The 24,736-nt window shown below is 38.9% G+C and carries 28 protein-coding genes; 22 read left to right on the forward strand and 6 right to left on the reverse strand.

Annotation, left to right across the window (positions count from 1 at the left end; genetic code table 11):
• Window positions 1-166: 166 nt before the first annotated feature.
• Complete coding sequence (gene pyrF, locus HMPREF9423_RS04290) at window positions 167-868, forward strand: orotidine-5'-phosphate decarboxylase (protein WP_006148104.1); 702 nt, start codon at window positions 167-169, stop codon at window positions 866-868.
• Between the two features lie 30 nt (window positions 869-898).
• Window positions 899-1,531 carry an orotate phosphoribosyltransferase gene (pyrE, locus tag HMPREF9423_RS04295; protein WP_006148105.1) on the forward strand — a complete coding sequence of 211 codons (633 nt, stop codon included), beginning with the start codon at window positions 899-901 and terminating at the stop codon, window positions 1,529-1,531.
• A 208-nt stretch (window positions 1,532-1,739) separates the two neighbouring features.
• Here the strand turns inward: pyrE and HMPREF9423_RS0102010 are convergent, their stop codons facing one another.
• A complete protein-coding gene (locus HMPREF9423_RS0102010; protein ID WP_006155562.1) occupies window positions 1,740-1,931 on the reverse strand; it encodes a helix-turn-helix domain-containing protein in 192 nt (63 codons plus the stop codon).
• Window positions 1,932-2,063: 132 nt separating this feature from the next.
• On the opposite strand from HMPREF9423_RS0102010, the gene HMPREF9423_RS04300 reads away from it, so the two are divergent.
• The 9 genes from HMPREF9423_RS04300 to manA all read left to right on the forward strand — a co-directional run bounded on the left by HMPREF9423_RS04300 (window position 2,064) and on the right by manA (window position 11,190).
• Window positions 2,064-2,969, forward strand: a complete 906-nt coding sequence (locus HMPREF9423_RS04300; protein WP_006155569.1) for a hypothetical protein — start codon at window positions 2,064-2,066, stop codon at window positions 2,967-2,969.
• Between the two features lie 27 nt (window positions 2,970-2,996).
• Window positions 2,997-3,428 (forward strand): hypothetical protein, encoded by a 432-nt coding sequence (locus tag HMPREF9423_RS04305; RefSeq protein ID WP_006148109.1) that lies wholly within the window; start codon window positions 2,997-2,999, stop codon window positions 3,426-3,428.
• Between the two features lie 417 nt (window positions 3,429-3,845).
• Window positions 3,846-4,241 (forward strand): CopY/TcrY family copper transport repressor, encoded by a 396-nt coding sequence (locus HMPREF9423_RS04310; protein ID WP_006155565.1) that lies wholly within the window; start codon window positions 3,846-3,848, stop codon window positions 4,239-4,241.
• 10 nt (window positions 4,242-4,251) lie between these two features.
• Window positions 4,252-4,623, forward strand: a complete 372-nt coding sequence (locus tag HMPREF9423_RS04315) for a cupredoxin domain-containing protein (protein ID WP_004252344.1) — start codon at window positions 4,252-4,254, stop codon at window positions 4,621-4,623.
• Window positions 4,624-4,632: 9 nt separating this feature from the next.
• Complete coding sequence (locus HMPREF9423_RS04320; protein WP_006148112.1) at window positions 4,633-6,855, forward strand: heavy metal translocating P-type ATPase; 2,223 nt, start codon at window positions 4,633-4,635, stop codon at window positions 6,853-6,855.
• A gap of 331 nt (window positions 6,856-7,186) precedes the next feature.
• A complete protein-coding gene (gene spxB / locus HMPREF9423_RS04325) occupies window positions 7,187-8,962 on the forward strand; it encodes a pyruvate oxidase (protein ID WP_006148113.1) in 1,776 nt (591 codons plus the stop codon).
• Between the two features lie 59 nt (window positions 8,963-9,021).
• Window positions 9,022-9,369 carry a VOC family protein gene (locus HMPREF9423_RS04330; RefSeq protein ID WP_006148114.1) on the forward strand — a complete coding sequence of 116 codons (348 nt, stop codon included), beginning with the start codon at window positions 9,022-9,024 and terminating at the stop codon, window positions 9,367-9,369.
• A gap of 147 nt (window positions 9,370-9,516) precedes the next feature.
• Window positions 9,517-10,095 (forward strand): DUF3592 domain-containing protein, encoded by a 579-nt coding sequence (locus HMPREF9423_RS04335; RefSeq protein WP_004252350.1) that lies wholly within the window; start codon window positions 9,517-9,519, stop codon window positions 10,093-10,095.
• Window positions 10,096-10,245: 150 nt separating this feature from the next.
• Complete coding sequence (manA, locus tag HMPREF9423_RS04340) at window positions 10,246-11,190, forward strand: mannose-6-phosphate isomerase, class I (RefSeq protein ID WP_006148115.1); 945 nt, start codon at window positions 10,246-10,248, stop codon at window positions 11,188-11,190.
• Between the two features lie 43 nt (window positions 11,191-11,233).
• On the opposite strand, the gene HMPREF9423_RS04345 is transcribed toward manA, so the two are convergent.
• Window positions 11,234-12,574, reverse strand: coding sequence for a sodium-dependent transporter (locus tag HMPREF9423_RS04345; protein ID WP_006148116.1), 1,341 nt, complete (start codon window positions 12,572-12,574; stop codon window positions 11,234-11,236).
• A 248-nt stretch (window positions 12,575-12,822) separates the two neighbouring features.
• Between HMPREF9423_RS04345 and HMPREF9423_RS04355 the strand changes: the two genes are divergently transcribed.
• A complete protein-coding gene (locus HMPREF9423_RS04355; protein ID WP_006148118.1) occupies window positions 12,823-13,563 on the forward strand; it encodes a MerR family transcriptional regulator in 741 nt (246 codons plus the stop codon).
• Window positions 13,564-13,683: 120 nt separating this feature from the next.
• Here the strand turns inward: HMPREF9423_RS04355 and HMPREF9423_RS04360 are convergent, their stop codons facing one another.
• The 4 genes from HMPREF9423_RS04360 to HMPREF9423_RS04375 are packed head-to-tail and all read right to left on the reverse strand — an operon-like array spanning window position 13,684 to window position 16,790.
• Window positions 13,684-14,139: an 8-oxo-dGTP diphosphatase gene (locus tag HMPREF9423_RS04360; protein ID WP_006148119.1), complete on the reverse strand. Its 456-nt coding sequence runs from the start codon at window positions 14,137-14,139 to the stop codon at window positions 13,684-13,686.
• Window positions 14,140-14,149: 10 nt separating this feature from the next.
• Window positions 14,150-14,671 (reverse strand): DUF1697 domain-containing protein, encoded by a 522-nt coding sequence (locus HMPREF9423_RS04365; protein ID WP_025170160.1) that lies wholly within the window; start codon window positions 14,669-14,671, stop codon window positions 14,150-14,152.
• 38 nt (window positions 14,672-14,709) lie between these two features.
• On the reverse strand, window positions 14,710-15,888 hold the full coding sequence (aao, locus tag HMPREF9423_RS04370; RefSeq protein ID WP_006148121.1) for an aminoacetone oxidase: 1,179 nt from the start codon (window positions 15,886-15,888) through the stop codon (window positions 14,710-14,712).
• A gap of 56 nt (window positions 15,889-15,944) precedes the next feature.
• Entirely contained in the window at window positions 15,945-16,790 is an 846-nt protein-coding gene (locus HMPREF9423_RS04375; protein ID WP_004252360.1) for a DegV family protein, read from the reverse strand.
• Between the two features lie 124 nt (window positions 16,791-16,914).
• Here HMPREF9423_RS04375 and HMPREF9423_RS04380 point away from each other — a divergent pair, with 124 nt between their 5' ends.
• The 10 genes from HMPREF9423_RS04380 (at window position 16,915) to HMPREF9423_RS04425 (ending at window position 24,440) form a co-directional block, all read left to right on the forward strand.
• Window positions 16,915-17,472 (forward strand): TetR/AcrR family transcriptional regulator, encoded by a 558-nt coding sequence (locus HMPREF9423_RS04380; protein ID WP_004252362.1) that lies wholly within the window; start codon window positions 16,915-16,917, stop codon window positions 17,470-17,472.
• Window positions 17,473-17,490: 18 nt separating this feature from the next.
• Window positions 17,491-17,958, forward strand: coding sequence for a deoxycytidylate deaminase (locus HMPREF9423_RS04385; RefSeq protein ID WP_006155564.1), 468 nt, complete (start codon window positions 17,491-17,493; stop codon window positions 17,956-17,958).
• An 89-nt stretch (window positions 17,959-18,047) separates the two neighbouring features.
• A complete protein-coding gene (gene upp, locus HMPREF9423_RS04390) occupies window positions 18,048-18,677 on the forward strand; it encodes a uracil phosphoribosyltransferase (protein WP_004252365.1) in 630 nt (209 codons plus the stop codon).
• 160 nt (window positions 18,678-18,837) lie between these two features.
• Window positions 18,838-19,428, forward strand: a complete 591-nt coding sequence (gene clpP, locus HMPREF9423_RS04395) for an ATP-dependent Clp protease proteolytic subunit ClpP (RefSeq protein ID WP_006148124.1) — start codon at window positions 18,838-18,840, stop codon at window positions 19,426-19,428.
• A 75-nt stretch (window positions 19,429-19,503) separates the two neighbouring features.
• On the forward strand, window positions 19,504-19,773 hold the full coding sequence (locus tag HMPREF9423_RS04400) for a YlbG family protein (protein ID WP_004252368.1): 270 nt from the start codon (window positions 19,504-19,506) through the stop codon (window positions 19,771-19,773).
• Between the two features lie 87 nt (window positions 19,774-19,860).
• Window positions 19,861-21,021, forward strand: coding sequence for an ABC transporter substrate-binding protein (locus HMPREF9423_RS04405; protein ID WP_004252370.1), 1,161 nt, complete (start codon window positions 19,861-19,863; stop codon window positions 21,019-21,021).
• Window positions 21,022-21,136: 115 nt separating this feature from the next.
• Complete coding sequence (locus tag HMPREF9423_RS04410) at window positions 21,137-22,006, forward strand: branched-chain amino acid ABC transporter permease (protein WP_004252371.1); 870 nt, start codon at window positions 21,137-21,139, stop codon at window positions 22,004-22,006.
• A gap of 3 nt (window positions 22,007-22,009) precedes the next feature.
• Window positions 22,010-22,966: a branched-chain amino acid ABC transporter permease gene (locus tag HMPREF9423_RS04415; protein WP_004252374.1), complete on the forward strand. Its 957-nt coding sequence runs from the start codon at window positions 22,010-22,012 to the stop codon at window positions 22,964-22,966.
• Window positions 22,966-23,730, forward strand: coding sequence for an ABC transporter ATP-binding protein (locus tag HMPREF9423_RS04420; protein ID WP_006148125.1), 765 nt, complete (start codon window positions 22,966-22,968; stop codon window positions 23,728-23,730). The genes HMPREF9423_RS04415 and HMPREF9423_RS04420 overlap by 1 nt, the downstream gene beginning before the upstream one ends.
• Window positions 23,730-24,440: an ABC transporter ATP-binding protein gene (locus HMPREF9423_RS04425; protein ID WP_006148126.1), complete on the forward strand. Its 711-nt coding sequence runs from the start codon at window positions 23,730-23,732 to the stop codon at window positions 24,438-24,440. Before HMPREF9423_RS04420 ends, HMPREF9423_RS04425 begins: the two co-directional genes overlap by 1 nt.
• Window positions 24,441-24,736: the final 296 nt, after the last annotated feature.

Genomic DNA, 24,736 nt, shown 5'->3' on the forward strand with positions numbered 1-24,736 from the left:
GTACCGCTTTAAATAATAGAATAGTAAAAAACCTTTAAAGCAGTCCAGAGAGGCAGCTAAGGTTAGACGGTGAAAGGGTGGAGACTACCCATTTTTCGTGGAACCTTGCTGTAGGCAGGTTCCTTTTTTCATGCTCTCTAGCTAACAAAGGTAAAAGGAGAAAAGTATGTGTGAAGCTCGTCCAGTTATTGCTCTTGATTTTCCAAGTTTTGAGGCAGTCAAGCAATTTTTAGCTCTTTTTCCAGCAGGAGAGAGCCTCTATCTAAAGGTAGGTATGGAACTCTATTATGCTACAGGACCTGAGATTGTTTCTTATCTGAAAGGTTTGGGACATAGTGTCTTTCTAGATCTCAAACTCCATGATATTCCAAATACAGTCAAATCAGCCATGAAGGTTTTGTCTCATCTGGGTGTAGATATGACTAATGTTCATGCGGCAGGTGGTGTTGAGATGATGAGGGCTGCGCGTGAAGGACTTGGAAAAGAAGCCAAATTAATTGCTGTCACTCAGTTAACTTCAACCTCTGAGGAACAAATGAGAGACTTTCAAAATATTCAAACCAGTCTTCAAGAATCTGTTATTCACTATGCCAAAAAAACCGCTGAAGCGGGATTAGATGGTGTGGTTTGTTCAGCTCAAGAAGTAAAACTCATCAAGGAAGCTACCAGTCCAGACTTTATTTGCCTGACACCCGGCATTCGTCCATCAGGTGCTGCAGTAGGAGACCAAAAACGAGTCATGACACCAGCAGATGCTTATCATATTGGTAGTGACTATATCGTTGTTGGACGCCCAGTCACTCAAGCCCCTGATCCAGTAGTAGCTTATCATGCTATCAAGGATGAATGGACACAAGACTGGAAATAAGAATAAAGTAAAAATACAAAGGAGAATCCCATGACACTTGCTAAAGACATTGCTAGCCATCTATTGAAAATTCAAGCTGTTTACCTCAAACCAGAAGAGCCCTTCACTTGGGCATCAGGTATCAAGTCACCAATTTATACGGATAATCGTGTAACACTTGCCTACCCAGAGACACGTACCTTGATTGAGAATGGTTTTGTAGAAGCCATCAAGGCAGAATTCCCAGAAGTAGAAGTGATTGCAGGAACAGCGACTGCGGGTATCCCACACGGTGCTATCATCGCTGACAAGATGAACCTACCCTTTGCCTATATCCGCAGCAAACCAAAAGACCACGGAGCAGGAAACCAAATCGAAGGCCGTGTAGCTCAAGGACAAAAGATGGTTGTTGTTGAAGATTTGATTTCAACAGGGGGATCAGTTCTTGAAGCCGTAGCTGCTGCTAAACGTGAAGGAGCAGATGTGCTTGGTGTCGTGGCTATCTTCAGCTATCAATTACCAAAAGCAGATAAAAACTTTGCGGATGCTGGTGTCAAACTAGTGACTCTTTCAAACTACAGTGAGCTCATTCACCTAGCCCAAGAAGAAGGCTACATTACACCAGAAGGACTTGCTCTCCTTAAACGCTTTAAAGAAGACCAAGAAAATTGGCAAGAAGCCTAATAGATTGAAAATACAAAGGTTTAAACTCTAATTTGAACTGAAATATTATATCTAAAACAAAAAAACACATAAAATAAGATAATTCAAATCTATATTTTATGTGTTTTTTTTCTAGAATAATTTAACCAAGAGTTGATTACAATTATTGGTTAAATAACTCTATATAGTTATTTAATTACATTAAATATTTTAACTAACCAAGATGGTATTATTGATTTTGATTATAGTCAGGAGTTTCTTCGATAAATTCTACGATATCATTTGGAAGACAATCTAAAATACAACATAGCTTTTCTAATGTCAGTAAAGTTATGTTTTTATTTTTCTTCAAACTATCTAGGGTTTTGTTATCAATCCCTGATTTTAATAATCTATATTGAGAAATTTCTTTTTTCTTCATTGTAGCCCAAAGTGGGTTAAAACTTATAATCGTTATCAACTCCTTCAACTTAATTATAAGTAAAAATAACTCTTCTTCATATTGTGTATATAACCACAATATGTTAAAATATGTGTGGAAGGAGAATTTTATATGAAAAGTATTTTTTCTCAAGAGGAGAAGGAGTTAGATTATTTTTTAGGTCTTGTTCCTGAAGATTTTAAATCAGCTAGTTTTAATGATTGGACAATTTGGGATGCATATGCGAGGGGTAGGCTACCAAATAAACGTTGGTCAGAGGTATTTGATAATGGGGAATACCATTCAATGGAAATCATTACTAAAGACGATAAAACTTATAAATACTACCCAATTGCTAATCCACAACCATACCTGACGGTAATTCAAGAACATGTTTCAACTCTTGAAGAGCCTGAGCGAAGTAGAGAATTGCTCATCGATGCTGCAATTTGGTCAAAGCGTATTAAAGAAACGACAGATTATCTCTATAGTGTACATAGTAAATACGTTGATTTGATTCATCTAAAGCTAAGTGGATTTGGATGGGTTATTAGGCTATTAGGCTCTTTATTTTTGATATTATATATGCCTAGACTTGGTGAATTTAGCTCATCTGGCTTAGGTGTTTTTAGCAGACCTTTTGAATATTCTGTCTGGATAGGATTATGGCTGGCTCTTTGGTCCCCAATATATTTTGCTTTTCAACGAGTAAAGAAGGATAAGCCAAAAGCTGAACAGTTGATAAATCATAAGGATGAAATTATTGATGCTCGAAATTACTTTATAGAAAAATTTAATAGTCTTCCATTTGTTAATGCAAGACAACAAGCTGGCTTAGATGTTCATTTTAATGCTTTTATATACATGATTAATTTGATAGATCAAGGTAGAGCCCAAAATCTTGGTCAAGCTCAAAATTTATATGAAGAACTGAAAAGAAATGAGCAATTAAATCATCAGTTTCAAGAGTTACAAAGACAAGTTAGTTACAATAATAAATTGACAACGATCAATACATTTACAAACTTAATGAAATAATGGATGAAAAACTAAAGGAGAACTATTATGTCTAGAAAACCAAAATATCAACAAGATTACGAAGAAACAATGGAAGGAATGTGGTGGGGAGTTGCAGTATTTATTGGTGCAATGTACTTCTTGGTTAAAGTAACTTATTACATCGCATTACCATTTTATGCCCTATTTACTCATTTGTTTGAAGAAAAAATTCAACAAAAAGAATATCTAAATTGGATGAGATTTTTACCTTTTACTTGGTTTATTACAGGAGAGACAAAGGAGATGAGACGTGCAGCTGTAAGTAGTGTATTACTCCCTATCGTTCTACCTCTATTTTTACTATTTAATCATCTATTTAATAGTAAAGCAATCGGTGATGGGTTTGCACTGTTTATTTTTATTTTATTTGGTCTTAGCATAGGGAGTGTTATTGGTATGGTTCGAAATTACCAATTCTCGAAGAAATATATTGGATAAAATTGAAATATTACAAAACATACAACTAATAAGGCTATGCATATAATCTCTATGACTGGATTTACATATAACTGTAAAATTAAAACTCAGATAGGTATTGACTATCTGAGTTTATTTTATTTGTTCTAAAAAGAGTATTATTTTAATGATAATTGAATACAAATAATGATTATACTATCTTAGTAGTAGGAAGTTAAATAGTATCAAAAAATATTAAAATTTATTCATCTAGAAATGAAAAAAAATTGTAGCTTTAAAAATCTCCTTTGAATAATATGTATTTTTTATCACAATGATAGACAAAATCTATTGGAAAGAGAAATTTAAAAAATTTTTAGGAAATTCAGTTGACAAATGTAGATTTTGAGAGTATACTGATAATTGTAATTGACAAATGTAGATTTTGGAGGTGTGCTGATGCAGATTTCGGATGCAGAATGGCAGGTCATGAAGATTATCTGGATGCAGGGAGAGCAGACTAGTACTGATCTCATAAAAGTATTAGAGAAAAGGTTTAGCTGGTCCAAATCCACGATCCAGACACTCTTGGCACGTTTGGTGGAGAAAGAATGTTTGACTCGGGAAAAACAGGGCAAGTCCTTTGTCTATTCGTCCCTTTTAACTCCAGATGATAGTAGGGGCTTAATGGTTCAGGATATCAAAGACAAGCTTTGTTCTCGAAGAATAAAGCTCTTGCTAGCTGATTTGATAGAAGAATGTGACTTTACCCTAGCCGACTTGGAAGGTTTGGAAGAAGTCATTTCTAAGAAAAAAGCAAGTGCTGTAACAGAAGTAAGATGTAATTGTATGTAAAGGAGACGCTATGTTAAATCTATTTGTATCTATTGTTGTTTTAGGAATGATTGCTTTTATCCTCTTTTGGTTTTTCAAAAAACCGCAAGAAGATGCTAAGAGAGCCCAGCAAAAAAATGGCTATCAGGAGATTCGAGTGGAAGTCATGGGGGGATACACTCCAGGAACTATTATCCTCAAAAAATCGCAACCAGCTCGTATTATTTTTGATCGAAAAGATCCTTCACCTTGCTTGGATCAAATCGTTTTTCCAGACTTTGGAGTTCATGCAGATCTGCCTATGGGAGACCAATATGTGGTTGAAATCACACCTGAAGAAGCAGGTGAGTATGGTTTCTCTTGTGGCATGAATATGATGCACGGTAAGATGATTGTAGAATAGGAGAATGATATGACTGAAATTGTAAAAGCAAGTCTTGAAAATGGTGTTCAAAAAATTCGTATTACAGCAGACAAAGGCTACCATCCAGCCCACATTCAACTGCAAAAAGGGATTCCTGCTGAGATTACCTTTCATCGTGTGACACCTTCAAACTGTTATAAAGAGATTCTCTTCGAAGTAGAAGGGATCCTAGAACCAATCGCTCAAGACGAGGAAAAAGTCATTCGCTTTACTCCTCAAGAGTTAGGTGAACATGAATTTTCTTGTGGCATGAAGATGCAAAAGGGAACATATACTGTTGTTGAAAAAACTAAAAAATCTCTCAGTCTTTTACAGCGTTTTTGGATTACTAGTATCTTTACTGTGCCTCTTGTGATTCTCATGATTGGGATGTCTACAGGAGGAATTAGTCACCAAGTCATGCGTTGGGGCACCTTTTTAGCCACAACACCCATTATGCTGGTAGCTGGAGTTCCATATATCAGAAGCGCCTGGGCTAGTTTTAAAAAGCACAATTCCAACATGGATACCTTGGTTGCTCTGGGAACCCTAGTGGCCTATTTCTATAGCTTAGTTGCCCTCTTCACTGGTCTGCCCGTTTACTTTGAAAGTGCTGCATTTATCCTCTTCTTCATTCTTTTGGGAGCAGTTTTTGAGGAAAAAATGCGAAAAAATACTTCGCAGGCAGTCGAAAAATTATTAGACCTACAAGCAAAAACAGCAGAGGTTTTGCGTGATGATGTTTATGTTCAAATACCTCTAGAACAAGTCAAAGTTGGGGATCTCATTCGCGTTCGACCAGGTGAAAAAATTGCCGTTGATGGTATTGTCTTAGAAGGTGAAACGAGTATTGATGAATCAATGGTGACTGGGGAAAGTATTCCAGTCGATAAATCAGTTGGAGATGCTGTCATTGGTTCAACCATCAATAATAGTGGTACGATCATCTTTAGAGCTGAAAAAGTTGGTTCTGAGACTATGCTGGCTCAGATTGTGGACTTTGTGAAAAAAGCGCAAACGAGTCGTGCTCCTATTCAAGATTTGACAGACAAGATTTCTGGGATTTTTGTACCAGCAGTTGTCATTTTAGGACTTCTTACTTTTTGGGTCTGGTTTGTTTTACTTGGAGATAGCTTTGTGACGTCACTTCTCTACGGAGTTGCTGTTTTGATTATTGCCTGCCCTTGTGCACTAGGACTTGCGACACCGACAGCACTCATGGTTGGAACAGGACGAAGTGCCAAGATGGGGATTCTTCTCAAAAATGGTACAGTTTTACAGGAAATCCAAAAAGTCCAAACGGTTGTTTTTGATAAGACAGGAACCTTGACCGAAGGGAAGCCAGTAGTGACAGATGTTATTGGTGATGAAAGAGAAGTGCTAAGTTTGGCTGCTTCACTGGAAGATGTATCTCAACACCCGCTAGCTCAAGCTATTGTTAATCGTGCATCTGAACTAGGAATCAGTCTTTACCCAGTGGAAAACTTCCAAGCCTTGCATGGAAAAGGTGTGACTGGGATTATTAATGGTAAACAAGTCTTGCTGGGGAATGCTAAGCTCTTAGCTGACCTTGCTATTCCACATGATTATCAAGAACGATTTGATTTGCTTGAGAAAGAAGCAAAAACAGTTGTCTTCCTATCCGTGGATGGTCAGTTAAAAGGTTTAATTGCCTTGCAGGATGTCCCTAAGGAAAATGCTCGAGAAGCTATTGCTAAATTGAAAAAACGTGGTCTTAGAACGGTCATGCTTACCGGAGATAATGCTGGAGTAGCGCATGCGATTGCAGAGCAAATTGGAATCGAAGAAGTAATCGCAAATGTCTTGCCAGAGGAAAAGGCACATGAAATTCACAAGCTTCAAAAGAATGGCAAATTGGCCTTTGTTGGAGATGGTATCAATGATGCGCCGGCCCTCAGTGTAGCGGATGTCGGAATTGCCATGGGCTCTGGGACAGATATTGCCATTGAATCAGCAGATCTTGTCCTTACAACCAATAATTTACTAGGATTGGCACGTGCTTTTGATATGAGTAAGAAGACCTTTAATCGCATTCTACTCAATCTTTTCTGGGCTTCTATCTATAACCTCATTGGTATTCCGATTGCAGCAGGAGTCTTTTCTGGTCTTGGTTTGGTACTCAATCCAGAACTTGCAGGATTGGCCATGGCCTTTAGTTCAGTATCTGTTTTAATCAGCTCTCTTATGCTTAATTTTACTAAAGTCGATTAATACTCTTCGAAAATCTCTTCAAACCACGTCAGCTTTATCTGCAACCTCAAAGCTGTGCTTTGAGCAACCTGCGGCTAGCTTCCTAGTTTGCTCTTTGATTTTCATTGAGTATAAAAAGGCGGTCTTAACCACTTTTTTCTATTCTAAAACAGATTTTCAAACCGCTTCCAAACTGTACTGTAATAGAGAATGAAAGTTTCTGAGCACATTCTTATGAATCTGAAATCAAATGTGATAAATTAGGATTGTAAATTTACTGAATCGTTTTCAAATAACATATAAAAGCGTTTTTTGTAAATATATGAAATTATTTTGAAGGAGAGTTATCATTATGACTCAAGGGAAAATTACTGCATCTGCAGCAATGCTCAACGTATTGAAAACATGGGGCGTAGACACTATCTACGGTATCCCATCAGGAACACTCAGCTCATTGATGGACGCTTTGGCTGAAGACAAAGATATCCGTTTCTTGCAAGTTCGCCACGAAGAAACAGGTGCTCTTGCAGCGGTTATGCAAGCTAAATTTGGTGGATCTATCGGTGTTGCAGTTGGTTCAGGTGGACCTGGTGCAACTCACTTGATCAATGGTGTTTACGATGCAGCTATGGATAACACTCCATTCCTTGCTATCCTTGGATCACGTCCAGTTAACGAATTGAACATGGATGCCTTCCAAGAGCTTAACCAAAACCCAATGTACAACGGTATCGCTGTTTACAACAAACGTGTAGCTTACGCAGAGCAATTACCAAAAGTGATTGACGAAGCTTGCCGTGCTGCCGTTTCTAAAAAAGGTCCAGCTGTCGTTGAAATTCCAGTAAACTTCGGTTTCCAAGAAATCGACGAAAACTCGTACTACGGTTCAGGTTCTTACGAGCGTTCATTCATCGCTCCTGCTTTGAACGAAGTTGAAATCGACAAAGCTGTTGAAATTTTGAACAACGCTGAACGTCCAGTTATCTACGCTGGTTACGGTGGTGTGAAAGCTGGTGAAGTGATTACTGAATTGTCACGTAAAATCAAAGCACCAATCATCACAACTGGTAAAAACTTCGAAGCGTTCGAATGGAACTACGAAGGTTTGACAGGTTCTGCTTACCGTGTTGGTTGGAAACCAGCCAACGAAGTGGTCTTTGAAGCAGACACAGTTCTTTTCCTTGGTTCAAACTTCCCATTTGCTGAAGTTTACGAAGCATTCAAAAACACTGAAAAATTCATCCAAGTCGATATCGACCCTTACAAACTTGGTAAACGTCATGCCCTAGACGCTTCAATCCTTGGTGATGCAGGTCAAGCAGCTAAAGCTATCCTTGATAAAGTAAACCCAGTTGAATCTACTCCATGGTGGCGTGCAAACGTGAAGAACAACCAAAACTGGCGTGATTACATGAACAAACTCGAAGGTAAAACTGAGGGTGAATTGCAATTGTATCAAGTTTACAATGCAATCAACAAACATGCTGATCAAGACGCTATCTACTCAATCGACGTAGGTGACACTACTCAAACATCTACTCGTCACCTTCACATGACACCTAAGAACATGTGGCGTACATCTCCACTCTTTGCGACAATGGGTATTGCCCTTCCTGGTGGTATCGCTGCTAAGAAAGACAATCCAGATCGCCAAGTATGGAACATCATGGGTGACGGTGCATTCAACATGTGCTACCCAGACGTTATCACAAACGTTCAATACGACCTTCCAGTTATCAACGTTGTCTTCTCAAATGGTAAATATGCCTTCATCAAGGACAAATACGAAGACACAAACAAACACTTGTTTGGTTGTGACTTCCCTAATGCTGACTATGCGAAAATCGCTGAAGCGCAAGGTGCTGTAGGATTTACAGTTGACCGTATCGAAGACATCGATGCAGTTGTTGCAGAAGCTGTTAAATTGAACAAAGAAGGTAAAACTGTTGTTATCGATGCTCACATCACTCCACATCGTCCACTTCCAGTAGAAGTACTTGAGTTGGATCCAAAACAACACTCAGAAGAAGCTATCAAAGCCTTCAAGGAAAAATACGAAGCTGAAGAGCTTGTACCATTCCGCCTCTTCTTGGAAGAAGAAGGATTGCAGTCACGCGCAATCAAATAATTTCTTTCGTGGAACTTAAAAAGATCGGAGCAATCCGGTCTTTTTGTGGAGGACAGTAAATGAATTTAAATCAATTAGATATTATCGTGTCAGATGTTCCCCAAGTCTGTGCTGAATTAGAGAGTATCTTGGATAAAAAGGCGGACTATGTTGATAACAGTTTTGCTCAGTTCACGATTGGCAGTCACTGTCTCATGTTATCCCAAAATCATTTGATTCCTTTAGAAAATTTTCAGTCAGGAATCATTCTACACATTGAGGTTGAGGATGTCGACCAGAACCAAAAGCGGTTAAAAGAGATTGGTGTCGATATTTTACACGGTCCTTGTGAAACGGATTGGGGAACAGAGTCCTTATTAGTTAAAGGCCCTACTGGTCTAGTAATTGATTTTTATAGAATGAAATAAGGGCGCTTAGTCATTTGAAGTTAACATTAATGATTCTTAAAACATAATGTGAGAATATGAACTATTGAAAGATCGGAGCAATCCGGTCTTTTCTTTTATGTCTTTTCTGTTAAAATAGATGCATCATGATATTTTAAGGAGAAAAATATGCCAACAACTTTCTTTCTATTATTTGGCTTAATGTCGTTAGGCTTTGCTGCCTTCACCTATTTCATGTTCGACATTTTTATCTTTAGTAATTACAGAAATGCCAAGAGATGTACCGAAAGAACGGAAGGAGTTATTATCCGATATTCCTATGCTCTTTATAATGGAATTAGCCTGCCAGTTGTCGAGTACACTGTTGATGGGAACCAATACAAGGTTTTAGGACCGAAATTTCTATATGCGATTTCAAATACAATCAGTACTCCCTTAGATTCAATCGTATCTGATGTCAAAATGGATAATTTTGAAGATGGGGAAATTCCTCAGGTTTTAAGATACAAGATTTATAGGAACAGTTTCATCTCTTTAACAAAATCACCTTTAATGGAACGATTTCCAATTGGAGGAAAGGTAACTGTTTATTATGATCCTAAGAAACCAAAACATTCCTATGTAGAAAGACCTTTAAAACCAGGTCGTTATGCATGGCTGACTAAATGTTTAGTTTATTTCCTTGTTTTTCTGATGGTTGCTCTAGCTTTCTTTATAGTGTTCATTCTTCCAAATCTTGTGAACTAATAGTTTCTGGTAGATTTTTCGAAAGTATGAAATCCATATCGTTACTATTTTTATAAAATCTTCTCCCTACTTTATAAGATAAGAAAAAGAGTTCAATCAGAACTCTTTTTTTGCTATAATGAAGGGAGAAAAATCAGACAGGAGATCAAGATGTCAGAACCGTTATTTTTAAATTCTGTAATGCAAGAAAAAATCTGGGGTGGGACTAAACTACGTGATGAGTTTGGTTACGACATTCCTAGTGAAAAAATCGGAGAATATTGGGCAATCTCAGCTCATCCAAATGGAGTGTCTAAGGTAGCCAATGGGCGCTATGAAGGAACAGACCTCGCTACTTTGTATGCAGAACACCGTGAGTTGTTTGGCAACCGTCCTGAGCCTGTATTTCCACTCTTGACTAAAATCTTAGATGCCAATGATTGGCTCAGTGTCCAAGTTCACCCAGACGATGCTTACGGATTAGAGCATGAAGGCGAACTTGGAAAGACAGAGTGCTGGTACATCATCGCTGCAGATGAGGGTTCAGAGATTATCTATGGTCACAATGCCAAGTCAAAAGAAGAACTCCGCCAGCAAATCGAGGATAAGAACTGGGATGCCTTGCTTACAAAGGTTCCTGTTAAGGCTGGAGATTTCTTCTATGTACCAAGTGGAACTATGCATGCTATCGGTGCAGGTATCTTAATCCTTGAAACGCAACAGTCTAGTGATACTACCTACCGAGTTTATGACTTTGACCGTAAGGATGATAATGGCAACTTGCGTGAACTTCACCTCGAAAAATCAATCGATGTTTTGAATATTGGTGAGCCTGCAAACAGCCGTCCTGTGACTGTCAAAGCAGATGATTTGCGTTCAACCTTACTTGTCTCTAATGAATTCTTTGCTGTCTACAAGTGGGAAATCACAGGAAAAGTTGAATTTGAGAAGACGGCTGATTACAGCTTGTTGAGTGTCTTGGCCGGTCAAGGGAAACTGACTGTAGACGGAAAAGACTATCCAATTCAAAAAGGTAGTCACTTTATCTTACCAAGTGATGTTGAAGCTTGGACCTTGGAAGGGCAAGGTCTAGAATTGATTGTCAGCCATCCATAAAAAGAAAAGACTTGAGAGATATTCTCAAGTCCTTTTTTTGTATTTACATAAATTGGGCGATAAAGACCACGATGATGATAATCGGGATAATGTAACGAAGAAGGAAGAGCCAGACTTGGAAAAGTCCTTGTTTCCATGGTGTTTTATCAAGATGAAGTTCCTCCATTGCCAGTGTTTTCTTGAAAATATAGCCTGTAAACAGGGACAAGCAGAGAGCACCGAAAGGCATGAGGAGGTTGGAAACCAAGAAATCCATGGCGTCAAAGAAGGTCTTTCCAAAGATATGGACATCAGCCATAAGACCATAGGATAGGGCCGAAGGGATACCAAAGACAAAAGTCAAGATTCCTAAAATCATACTCCACTTGGCACGCTTACGATTGTCTTGGTTGGTGATGTTACCAACATTGATCTCAAGCATAACGACTGAGGAAGTTATCGTCGCAAAGAGGAAAAGCAAGAGAAAGAGAATATAGAAAATAGTACCAAAAGGCATATTGTCAAAGAGTTGCGGCAAAACAATAAAGAGGAGACTTGGTCCACCTTCAGATTGGATATTAAAGGCTGACATAGCAGGGAAAATCGCAAGTCCCGCCATGATAGAAACTGAGATGTTCAAGGCTACGATAGACATTCCTGATTGGACCAGATTGGTCTTCTTGTCTAGGTAGGAAGCGTAGGTCAGCATGGCTGTAACTCCAAGGGATAGGGCAAAGAAAGATTGACCCAGTGCATAGAGAAATCCAGCACTTGTTAGTTTTGAAAAGTCAGGTTTGAGGAAGTAAATGACGCCTTCCATAGCATTTGGCAAGCTAAGAGAACGCCCGATAATAACAATAAAGATGATAAAAAGTAGGGGCATCATAACCTTAGATGCTCTTTCAATACCTTTTTGAACGCCGTGTGATACGATGAAAATATTCAAGAAGATAAAGGCTGCTTGGGCTCCTAAAGCAATAACTGGATTAGAAATGATGGAAGAGAATTGCTGGGCATAATCTCCATTTCCGATTAGGTGGAATAATCTTCCAATCTCGATACCAAGGTATACCAGAATCCAACCCCCAATGACACTATAAAATGAGAGAAGGATGAAAAGAGCAAAGGCACCAATCCAACCAATAAAGTTGTACTTTTGATTGTTTCCAAGTTTGCCAAAGGTTTTGATTGCTGACACGCCAGCGCTTCGACCAAGGGCAAACTCAGCCAGTAGAAGAGGGAAACCAATTAAAATTGTCGAGATAAGAAAGACCAGTAAGAAACCTCCCCCACCATTGGCAGCGGTCATATAAGGGAACTTCCAAACAGCTCCAAGGCCAATAGCAGAACCAGCAGATGCAAGGATGAAGCCCAGTTTTGAGCCCCATTGCGATTTTTCAGACATCGTTAAACTCCAATCTATTTTTAAAATAAGAAAAGGCTACTTGAATTATCAAATAGCCTTCTCTCAATTGCTCTTTTGAGCTTTTTATTTGATTGATAGACTTGATTATCCTATCATGTTTTCTGAAGCCTGTCAAGAAAACCATTTTCGGTTTTTCATACCTTTTTCAAAAGTTAAAAAAATTTTCTAAATAAAGCTTGACTCTGACCTAAGGGAAGGGTGTATACTATCAATGTGAGGAGGAAATCATGTACCATATCAAAGAAGCTGCGCAACTTTCAGGTGTCTCCGTAAAGACCCTCTACCATTATGATAAGATAGGACTCTTAGTTCCGTTAAAGTCAGAAAATGGCTATCGAATTTACAGTCAAGAGGATTTAGAACGACTTCAGGTTATCCTCTATTACAAGTATCTAGGCTTTTCTTTAGAAAAAATAGCAGAGTTATTGAAGGAAGATACGACAGATATATTGTCACATTTAACTAGACAGTTGGATTATTTAACCCAGGAGAGGCAACATCTGGATACCTTAATTTCAACCTTACAAAAAACCATTCAAGAACAAAAAGGAGAAATAAAAATGAGCATTCAAGAAAAATTCACTGGATTTAGCTACCAAGACAATCAAAAATACCACCAAGAGGCGGTAGACAAGTATGGCCAAGAAGTCATGGATCAAGCCCTTGATCGTCAAAAAGGACGAGAGGATGAGGTTACATCAGCCTTTAATCAAGTCTTTCAAGCCTTGGCTCAAAATCTCAAAGCTGGTCTACCGATAACAGAATCTGAAAATCAAGAGGAAGCAGCCAAGCTCTTACAAGCTATTCGTACTTATGGATTTGACTGCTCTATCGAGGTCTTCGGTTATATCGGCCAAGGCTATGTCTATAATCCAGAGTTCAAGGAAAACATTGATAAGTTTGGAAAGGGAACAGCTCAATACACTTCAGATGTTATTGCCCACTATGTAGGCACACAAACTCGATAAAACTCAAAGACCAAGCTAGAACTGAAAAAGCCAGTAACAGAATTTTAATTGGAGGACACAGACCTAGCTTGAAGATTAGACAAGCTAAAAATCGGCGGAGATACCTCTGCCGATTTACTGTTATTTGAGTTGGTAAGACCAGTCTTCTTCATCCTTGTAGTAAAAGAACTCACTGAGGTCCTCTTCGAGAAAAACACGAAGCATGTCAGACATATCCTCGGTAGCTAGTTTTAGATGAGATAGATTTTCAAAATCCTCCCACCAGACTTTTCCTTCGTCTGAAGATTGGAGCTCACCAGTAAAGTGTTCTGTTTTGTAAAAGAGGACAATATAGCGATAACCTGCATCATCATACCAGTCGTTGATACCACAGAGTTGGGGTTTAGAAATGGTTAGACCAGTTTCTTCTTTCACTTCACGAATGACAGCATCGACAAAGGATTCGCCACGTTCAACATGGCCACCAGGAAAAGTAATGCCAGGCCAGTTAGGACTAACTCGGTCTTGAACTAGGACCTTGTCTCCATTTTTAATCAAGCACATGTTGACAAATTCGACTGATTCTCTTCTGCTCATATTATTTTTCCTATTTTGTTAGTAATTTTTCTACCACGTTTAACTTTCGCATGGTCAGATCAACGCCGAACAGCTTTTCAAGATAGTTGGTATTAAGTTTTTTTCGTTTTGCAGTTCTAGGGAGATAGAGGTAAAGACAATGGTTGCCGATACAAATTTCTTCTTCACCATAGTCACCATCCAATTTTTCTAATGGTAGACTTTGGATATCATTTTGAAAAAGGATCACATGTATTCGGTCAAAAAGATAGTGTTTTCCAAATGGGTTTTCTTGGACAATTTTTGCAAAATCATTTTTGTTCTTGATTACCATTTTTAAGTCAGCACCAATTTTTTCCTTTATTAGAGTGTGAACCTGTTCTCGTATTTCTTCCAGAGATAAGTCACTTTCAAGAATGATATTCCCACTTTGAATATAGGTTCGAACGTGTTGAAAATCAGCCTCTATCAAGATATCTACTAGATAAGACATTTTAGGGATAGCATTTTTTCCATTAGGAGTAACTCCCCTTAGTAAGATAATATGTTCCAAAGTAGTTCCTTTCTTATCTAACATCCTTAGATACTAAATCATTTATAGATTAAGTTTGAGCCTGCCACCCAGCCAGTACAGAGGGCAGAAGTGATGTTAAAGCCACCCGTGTGGGCGTTGATATCTAGGACCTCTCCTGCAAAGTGAAGGCCAGGAACCAGTTTGCTTTCCAGCGTTTTAGGATTGATTTCCTTGAGACTAATACCTCCTTTGGTAACAAAGGATTTAGCCAAGGACATTTTGCCAGTTACGGGAATTTTAAGAACTTTGATAGACTGGACAAGTTGGTCCCGTTCTTTTTCAGTTAGCTGTTTAACTTTTTCAGGGTATCCTTGGACAAAGAATTCTGCCAAGCGTTCTGGAAACAAAGATTTCAAGGCATTTTTTAAGGATTTTTCACGGTTTTCTTCTAGAAAATTTACTAAGTCGTCTTCAGAAAGTTGTGGCAAGACATCTAAAGATAGGATTTCGCCACCCTTGACAAAGCTTGACATACGCAGAGCAGCGGGACCAGATAAACCAAAGTGGGTAAAGAGCAGATCATGGGTGATGACGTGCTTGCCATAGCTGAGGGTCACATCATCTAGGGAAATTCCCTGCAAGGATTTATGCGGGAAATCCGTCAATAAGGGACTTTCAGCAGCCTCAAGTTCGGTAATGGTGTGTTTGAAATGACGGGCAATCTCGTGGCCAAAACCAGTTGAACCAGTAGAAGGATAGGATTTGCCACCAGTTGTGACGATGAGTTTATCACAAGTAAAGGTCTGGTCTGCGGACTTAAGGACAAACTGGTCGTCTATCTTTTTAACAGAAACAATCTCTGTTTGAGTAGCAATTTGCCCGCCTAGTTCAATGATTTTCTTTTCCAAGGCTTCGATAATGGTTCGCGATTTATCGCTGGCTGGGAAGACACGTCCGTGGTCTTCTACCTTGAGTTTGACTCCATTTTCCGTGAAAAAGTTGATGATATCATGGTTATCAAACTGGGAGAAGACGCTATAAAGAAAGCGTCCATTTCCAGGGATGCCAGCGAGTAGATCGTCTAGAGTTCCGTTGTTGGTTACATTGCAACGACCACCGCCAGTTCCAGCTAATTTTTTTCCAAGTTTCCGATTTTTTTCAATGAGAAGGGTTTTCTGCCCGTAAAAGCTACTGGAAATCGTAGCCATCATACCAGCAGGGCCACCTCCGATAACAATAGTATCAAAATGTTTCATAAGAGTATTGTACCATAAAAAAACAAGAGATGATTAGACATCTCTTGTCAGATTTATTAGTTGATTTCGTATCCCATGAGGAGCCCGCCTTCTTCTGCATAAAAACTGCAAAGCCCAGAAGTTGGGATGATTCTAATGTCAGCTTGTGGGTATTTTTCTCGTAAGAGCTCTGAGAGCTGTTGACAGAATTTTTCATTGCTGCGGTGAGCCATGACGATACGCCCACCAGCGTAGCCAGCTTTGATTAACTCTTCATAAGCAGCCTGAAGAGACTTTTTAGCGCCACGAGCTTTTTGGAGGAGTTCTAAGGTTCCGGTTTCGCTTGCTTCCCCAACCATACGAATATTGAGGAGCCCGACAACTGTACCAATAAGCTTACTCAATCGACCGTTTTTAACCAAGTTATCCACTTTAGCAAGAACGAACAACAACTTCGTTTTTTCTTGGTAAGTAGTAATCACTTCAACGACTTCTTCAAAAGAAAGTCCTTGGTTGATCAAATCATTGATCTTTTCGACGATTAAGTCAACTTCCCCACCAGCTGATAAGCTATCGATGACATGAATCTGAGTATCAGGGTGTTCTTCGAGATAGATATTCTTAGCTAATTGAGCACTATTGTGGCTACCAGAGAGAGTTCCAGTGATAGTCACTACAAAAATATGTTTGGCACCTTCGAATGCTCGTAAGTAATCATCAGGACTAGGGCAGGCTGATTTTGAAGCTTCAGAAGTCGCATACATAGTTTCCATCATCTTATCGATATCCAGATTGGCATCATCGACAAAGACTTGATCTGCTACCTGAATCTTTAAGGGAACACTGACAAATTCAGTATCAAAAGCAAGGTTTTCCAGCTGGCGATAATCACAACCAGAGTCAGCTACAATCTTCCAAGTCATAGAAATTCTCCATCTTTATCACTTATACATTGACAAAGGTTCTGTCTTTTTTTACAATTATATCATGAAAGCCCTTGAAACAAAAGTAGTACCTCTCTGTTGTCACAAGTAGAAAGAAATTGTTATGTCTGAACGTAAAATATCTGAAAAATCGCTTGAAAACCTTAGAAAATCAAATCAAGAATCTAATTTGCTAACCAGAGAAGCGATTGAAACAGCTCTTTTGCAACTCTTGGAGAAAAAGGAGTTGGCTAAGATCAGCATTTCTGAGTTAGTCAAGCGTGCTGGCGTTTCTCGTGCAGCTTTTTATCGAAACTATGATTCAAAAGAAGAGATTTTAGAAAGTGTCTTTAAACGTAGCGTCCATAACATCATGGAGCAATTGAGTCATTACGATGTTAAAACAGACCTTTATCTCGTATGGGTTCACCTCTTTAGAGAAGCCAAGAAAGAAGCCAAGGTTATTCAGCTTGCCTTGGACTATCATTTAGAAAAAATCTTTGTGCAAGCCATGCAAGAATTTCTAGAAAAATACTATGGAAAATCTAAAGGAGTTAGCTCTTACTTGCATTCTTTTTGGAGTTCGGCCATCGTATCGGTCTTGCTTAAATGGATCAAGGATGGAATGAAGGTTCCTGCTGAAAAAATCGCAGATCTACGCCTGCCATTTTTCAAAAAATAAAACATGAGGAGAAATGCTATGACAGAAAAAAGACTAGCTTGGGATGAGTATTTTGCTGCTCAAGCTCTATTGATTGCCAATCGCTCAACCTGTAAACGTGCCAAGGTAGGAGCTGTTTTAGTCAAGGATAACAAGGTTATTTCAACAGGCTATAATGGTTCTGTATCAGGAACAGAGCATTGTATAGATCATGACTGTCTGGTGATTGAAGGCCACTGTGTCCGCACTCTTCATGCAGAAGTGAATGCTATCTTACAAGGGTCAGAGCGTGGAGTTCCTAAAGGCTTTACAGCTTACGTTACTCATTTTCCATGCCTCAACTGTACAAAACAATTGCTTCAGGTAGGATGTGAGCGTGTGGTTTATATTAATCAATACCGTATGGATGACTATGCCCAACACCTTTATCAAGAAAAGGGAACAGAATTAACTCACCTACCACTTGAAACAGTGCAGGCAGCTCTCCAAGAGGCTCACCTAATCTAGAAATTATAAAAAAATAAATGGTTTAGAAAGCTTTTTAAACCATTTTTTGATATAATAAGAAGAATAAATTGAAAGAAGGAATTCTGAAAATGGGAAAACTTGAAGTTATTAATCATCCACTGATTCAACACAAATTATCAATCTTGCGTCGCACTGACACTTCTACAAAAGCTTTTCGTGAACTAGTAGACGAGATTGCAATGTTGATGGGATATGAAGTGCTTCGTGATCTTCCACTTGAAGATGTAGAAATCGAAACACCGATCACAAAAACAGTTCAAAAACAGTTGGCTGGTAAAAAATTGGCGATTGTCCCAATCTTGCGTGCAGGTATTGGTATGGTTGATGGACTATTGAGTTTGGTTCCAGCAGCAAAAGTTGGTCACATTGGTATGTACCGTGACGAAGAAACCCTTCAACCAGTAGAATACTTGGTAAAATTACCTGAAGATATTGACCAACGTCAAATTTTTGTAGTTGATCCTATGCTTGCAACAGGTGGATCAGCGATTTTGGCTGTTGACTCCCTCAAAAAACGTGGAGCTTCAAACATCAAGTTTGTCTGCCTTGTATCAGCTCCAGAAGGTGTGAAGGCACTTCAAGCAGCACACCCTGATGTAGAAATCTTTACAGCAGCTTTGGATGAACGCTTGAACGAACATGGTTACATCGTTCCAGGTCTTGGAGATGCTGGAGACCGCTTGTTCGGAACAAAATAAGATTCTAAAGTGATATTGAGACTAAAGCCTAGTCTTAGTTTTGAAAGGAGGTTAAATTTTTGTATCTGTTAGTAGGATAGAGCAAAAATTTGACCTTTTTTGACCAAGGATATATAATAATCCTATTAACAAAGAAATTAGATATCAAAAGGAGAAATGAATGATTCCTGTAGTTATTGAACAAACAAGTCGTGGAGAACGCTCGTATGACATTTACTCACGTCTTCTTAAGGACCGCATTATCATGTTGACTGGACCAGTCGAAGACAATATGGCAAACTCAGTTATCGCCCAATTGCTTTTCTTGGATGCTCAAGATAGTACAAAAGATATTTACCTTTATGTAAATACACCAGGTGGATCTGTATCAGCTGGTTTGGCGATTGTTGATACCATGAACTTTATTAAGGCAGATGTCCAAACTATCGTTATGGGGATGGCAGCCTCAATGGGTACAATTATTGCTTCAAGTGGAGCAAAGGGCAAACGTTTCATGCTTCCAAATGCAGAATACATGATTCACCAACCAATGGGTGGTACAGGTGGTGGGACTCAGCAGACTGATATGGCCATCGCTGCTGAACACTTGCTTAAAACTCGTAAGACTTTGGAGCAAATCCTAGCAGATAATTCTGGCAAATCTGTTGAGCAAATTCATAAAGATGCTGAACGTGATTACTGGATGAGCGCTCAAGAAACTCTTGACTACGGTTTTATTGACGAAATTATGGCCAATAATTCGTTGAATTAAACTACTAAAGCAAGCTCGACTGAGCTTGTTTTTTTTGATATAATAGAAGGAAGATTGTAAGAAGGAAGTTGAATTATGTTTCAAAAAGAGAATCGGTCTGGTCTGATTATCTATTTATACTATAATCGCGATGCTAAAAAACTCGCAAATTATGGTGATATTTGTTACCACTCAAAAAAACATCGTTACCTACAACTTTATGTTCCAACAGAGGAAGTAGAAGAGCTGGTAAATCGTTTAGGAAAAGAGAAATTTATCAAGAAAGTGAGAGTTTGTCATATTCAAGAATTGGAAACTCCTTTCGTTGGGAACCTATATAAAACTAGCGAAAACGTTATCATTTAAAAAGTGAGAGAAACTTGTTGACAATTTTCTGATAATTCGGTATATTCTTAACATGTAATTTAAATTGAACATTAAAAGGAGATAAACATGAAGAAAAAATTTGCATTGTCACTTGTAGCTCTTGCAAGTACAGCTCTTTTAGCAGCTTGTGGGGAAGTGAAGTCAGGAGCTTCAAACACAACTGGTAACCCAATTGATGAAAAAGTTGTAAAAATTGGTTTCAACTTCGAAGAAACTGGTGCTGTAGCATCTTACGGTACTTCTGAGCAAAAGGGTGCTCAACTTGCAGTTGATGAAATCAACGCAGCAGGTGGTATCGATGGAAAACAAATCGAAGTAGTCGACAAAGATAACAAATCTGAAACTGCTGAAGCTGCTTCTGTTTCAACAAACCTTGTGACTCAATCTAAGGTAGCAGCTATCGTAGGACCTGCGACTTCAGGTGCGACTGCAGCAGCAGTAGCAAATGCTACACAAGCTGGAGTTCCATTGATTTCTCCAAGTGCTACTCAAGATGGTTTGACAAAAGGTCAAGATTTCCTCTTCATCGGAACATTCCAAGATAGTTTCCAAGGAAAAATCATCTCAAACTACGTTTCAAACAAATTGAACGCTAAGAAAGTGGTCTTGTATACAGATAACTCAAGTGACTACGCTAAAGGTATTGCAAAATCTTTCCGTGATTCATTCAAAGGTGAAATCGTAGCAGACGAAACATTTGTATCAGGAGATACAGACTTCCAAGCAGCTTTGACAAAAATCAAAGATAAAGACTTTGATGCAATCGTATTGCCAGGTTACTACACAGAAGCTGGTAAGATTGTAAACCAAGCTCGTGGTATGGGAATTGATAAGCCAATCATCGGTGGTGACGGATTTAACGGTGCAGAATTTGTTCAACAAGCAACTGCTGAACGCGCATCAAATATCTACTTCATCTCAGGATTCTCAACTACTGTTGATGTTTCAGATAAAGCAAAAGCCTTCCTTGAAGCTTATCGTGCAAAATATAACGAAGATCCTTCAACATTTGCAGCTCTTGCTTATGACTCAGTTTACCTTGTAGCTAATGCTGCAAAAGGTGCAAAAACTTCAGTTGATATCAAGAACAATCTTGCTAAAACACAAAACTTCGAAGGTGTTACAGGTCAAACAAGCTTTGATGCAGATCATAACACTGTGAAAACAGCCTTCATGATGACCATGAATAATGGTAAAGTAGATGCGGCAGAAGTCGTAAAACCTTAATTTTATAGATATCGTAAATGGGGAATGAGCTTTTACTCACTCCCTGTTTCGGTGTTTATAAAGGGATTATTTTTTTATAAAATCCTAAAAATAAAACTTAGAAAGAGTGAACCATATGCTTCAACAACTTGTCAATGGTTTAATCTTGGGTAGTGTCTATGCCTTGCTAGCCCTAGGTTATACTATGGTTTATGGAATTATCAAGCTTATTAACTTTGCCCATGGTGATATCTATATGATGGGTGCTTTCATGGGTTATTTCTTGATCAATGCCCTCCATTTAAATTTCTTTTTAGCCTTAATTTTGTCCATGATTGGTTCAGCAATTCTCGGTGTTATCATTGAGTTTCTAGCCTACCGTCCACTCCGACATTCAACTCGTATCTCTGTATTGATTACTGCTATCGGGGTATCCTTCTTGCTTGAGTATGGAATGGTCTATCTAGTAGGTGCCAATACACGCGCCTTCCCTCAAGCAATCCAAACAGTTCGTTATGACTTGGGTCCAATCAGTCTAACAAATATTCAATTGTTGATTTTGACAGTTTCGATTGTCTTGATGATTCTTTTGCAACTCATTGTGCAAAAAACCAAAATGGGGAAAGCCATGCGTGCCGTATCTGTAGATAGCGATGCAGCTCAGTTAATGGGGATCAACGTAAACCGTACAATCAGTTTCACCTTTGCCTTAGGTTCAGCTCTGGCTGGTGCAGCAGGTGTCTTGATTGCCCTTTACTACAACTCTCTTGAACCATTGATGGGAATGACTCCAGGTATTAAATCATTCGTGGCTGCCGTTTTAGGTGGTATCGGTATTATTCCTGGTGCAGCTCTCGGAGGTTTTGTAATCGGACTATTGGAAACTTTTGCAACAGCCTTCGGAATGTCAGATTTCCGTGATGCTATCGTGTACGGAATCTTGCTATTGATCTTGATTGTTCGTCCAGCTGGTATCCTTGGTAAGAATGTGAAAGAGAAGGTGTAAACAATGAAAGAAAATTTAAAAGTTAATATTCTCTGGTTGCTCCTTTTGTTACTTGGATATGGTGTGATTAGCTTATTAGTTTCGTTTGGTATTTTAAACCTTTTCCATATTCAGATTCTAGAACAAATCGGTATCAATATTATTCTTGCAGTAGGACTTAACCTTATCGTTGGTTTCTCTGGTCAATTTTCTCTTGGACATGCTGGGTTCATGGCTATCGGTGCCTATGCAGCAGCCATTATTGGTTCTAAATCTCCAACTTATGGTGCCTTTTTTGGAGCTATGTTGCTTGGTGCTATCATTGCTGGTTTGGTTGCTTTGGTCGTTGGAATTCCTACCCTTCGTTTGAAGGGGGATTACCTTGCAGTTGCGACACTTGGGGTTGCTGAAATTATCCGTATCCTAATCGTCAATGGTGGTGATTTAACAAACGGAGCTGCTGGTATCCTTGGTATTCCAAACTTTACTAATTGGCAAATGGTATACATTTTTGCCGTGATTACGACAATTGCAACGCTGAATTTCCTTCGTAGTCCAATCGGTCGTTTAACCTTGTCTGTTCGTGAAGATGAAATTGCAGCAGAGTCTGTCGGGGTCAATACAACAAAAATCAAAATTATCGCATTTGTATTTGGAGCTATGACTGCAAGTATTGCAGGTTCCCTTCAAGCAGGATTTATCGGTTCTGTTGTGCCAAAAGATTATAGCTTTATCAACTCTATCAACGTTTTAATTATCGTTGTATTTGGTGGCTTGGGATCAATTACAGGAGCAATTGTCGCTGCGATTGTTCTTGGTATTTTGAATATGTTCCTTCAAGACGTAGCTAGCGTTCGTATGATTATCTATGCTTTGGCCTTGGTACTTGTTATGATTTTCAGACCAGGAGGTCTTCTAGGAACATGGGAATTGAGCCTATCAAGACTCTTTAAAAAAGGTAAGAAGGAGGGACAAAACTAATGGCATTACTTGAAGTAAAACAGTTAACCAAGCATTTTGGTGGTCTGACTGCTGTTGGAGATGTAACTCTAGAATTGAACGAAGGTGAACTTGTTGGCTTGATTGGACCGAACGGAGCTGGGAAAACAACTCTTTTCAACTTGCTGACAGGAGTTTATGAACCAAGTGAAGGAACAGTAACCTTAGATGGTCACTTGTTAAATGGCAAGCAACCCTATAAAATTGCTGCTCTTGGTTTAGGACGTACCTTCCAAAACATCCGCCTCTTTAAAGACTTGACAGTTTTGGATAACGTTCTTATTGCATTTAATAACCATCATAAACAACATGTTTTTGCAAGTTTCTTGCGCTTACCAGCTTTTTATAAGAATGAAAAAGAATTAAAAGCTAAAGCCTTAGAATTACTAAAAATCTTTGATTTAGATGGTGATGCTGAAACCTTAGCTAAAAACTTAGCTTATGGTCAACAACGTCGTTTGGAAATTGTTCGTGCCCTTGCCACAGAACCTAAAATCCTCTTCTTGGATGAGCCTGCAGCAGGTATGAACCCACAAGAAACTGCAGAATTGACTGAGTTGATCCGTCGCATCAAGGATGAATTCAAGATCACCATCATGCTGATTGAACATGATATGAACTTGGTCATGGAAGTCACTGAACGTATCTACGTACTTGAGTACGGTCGTTTGATTGCTCATGGGACACCAGATGAAATCAAGAACAATAAACGAGTTATCGAAGCTTATCTTGGAGGTGAAGCCTAATGTCTATGTTAAAAGTTGAAAACCTCTCAGTTCACTACGGTATGATTCAAGCTGTACGTGATGTGAGCTTTGAAGTTAATGAAGGGGAAGTTGTTTCTCTTATCGGTGCTAACGGTGCTGGTAAAACAACTATCCTTCGTACTCTTTCAGGACTTGTGCGTCCAAGTTCTGGTCGAATTGAATTTTTGGGACAAGAAATCCAAAAAATGCCTGCACAGAAGATTGTGGCATCAGGTCTTTCACAAGTTCCAGAAGGACGTCATGTTTTCTCTGGTTTGACTGTTATGGAAAACTTGGAGATGGGAGCTTTTCTTAAGAAAAATCGTGAAGAGAATCAAGCAAATTTGAAGAAAGTCTTCTCTCGTTTCCCTCGTTTGGAAGAACGTAAAAATCAAGATGCGGCTACTCTATCTGGTGGTGAACAGCAGATGCTTGCCATGGGACGTGCGCTCATGTCAACGCCTAAACTTCTTTTATTAGATGAACCATCAATGGGGCTTGCGCCAATCTTTATCCAAGAAATTTTTGATATCATCCAAGATATTCAAAAACAAGGAACAACCGTTCTCTTGATTGAACAAAATGCCAATAAAGCACTTGCCATCGCTGACCGAGGATATGTTCTTGAAACAGGAAAGATTGTCCTATCAGGAACAGGAAAAGAACTCGCAGCATCAGATGAAGTCAGAAAAGCATATCTAGGTGGCTAAACTAGTCTGGGAGACTAGTTTAGGTTGTGGATGGAGATTGCGCACGCAATCCCACTATAGTCTGGGAGACCGTTATAGTCGGTAGATAAGGATTACGTAAGTAATCATCCAACTCCAGTGGATTGTTTTAGTCGGCGGATAAAGATTGCAAAGCAATCATACAATCTACATAAGTATAAGATTAAGGGCTCTAAGTTGAGCTCTTTTTCGTAAAGTCCTTCAGATTTTTCTGAATCTGGAAAAAGAAATGAAAGCGTTTGATAGCTTTCCGTAAAAAGTGTATAATAAAACTATAA

The organism is Streptococcus infantis ATCC 700779 (assembly GCF_000187465.1).
In the GTDB taxonomy this organism is placed as follows: Bacteria; Bacillota; Bacilli; order Lactobacillales; family Streptococcaceae; genus Streptococcus; species Streptococcus infantis.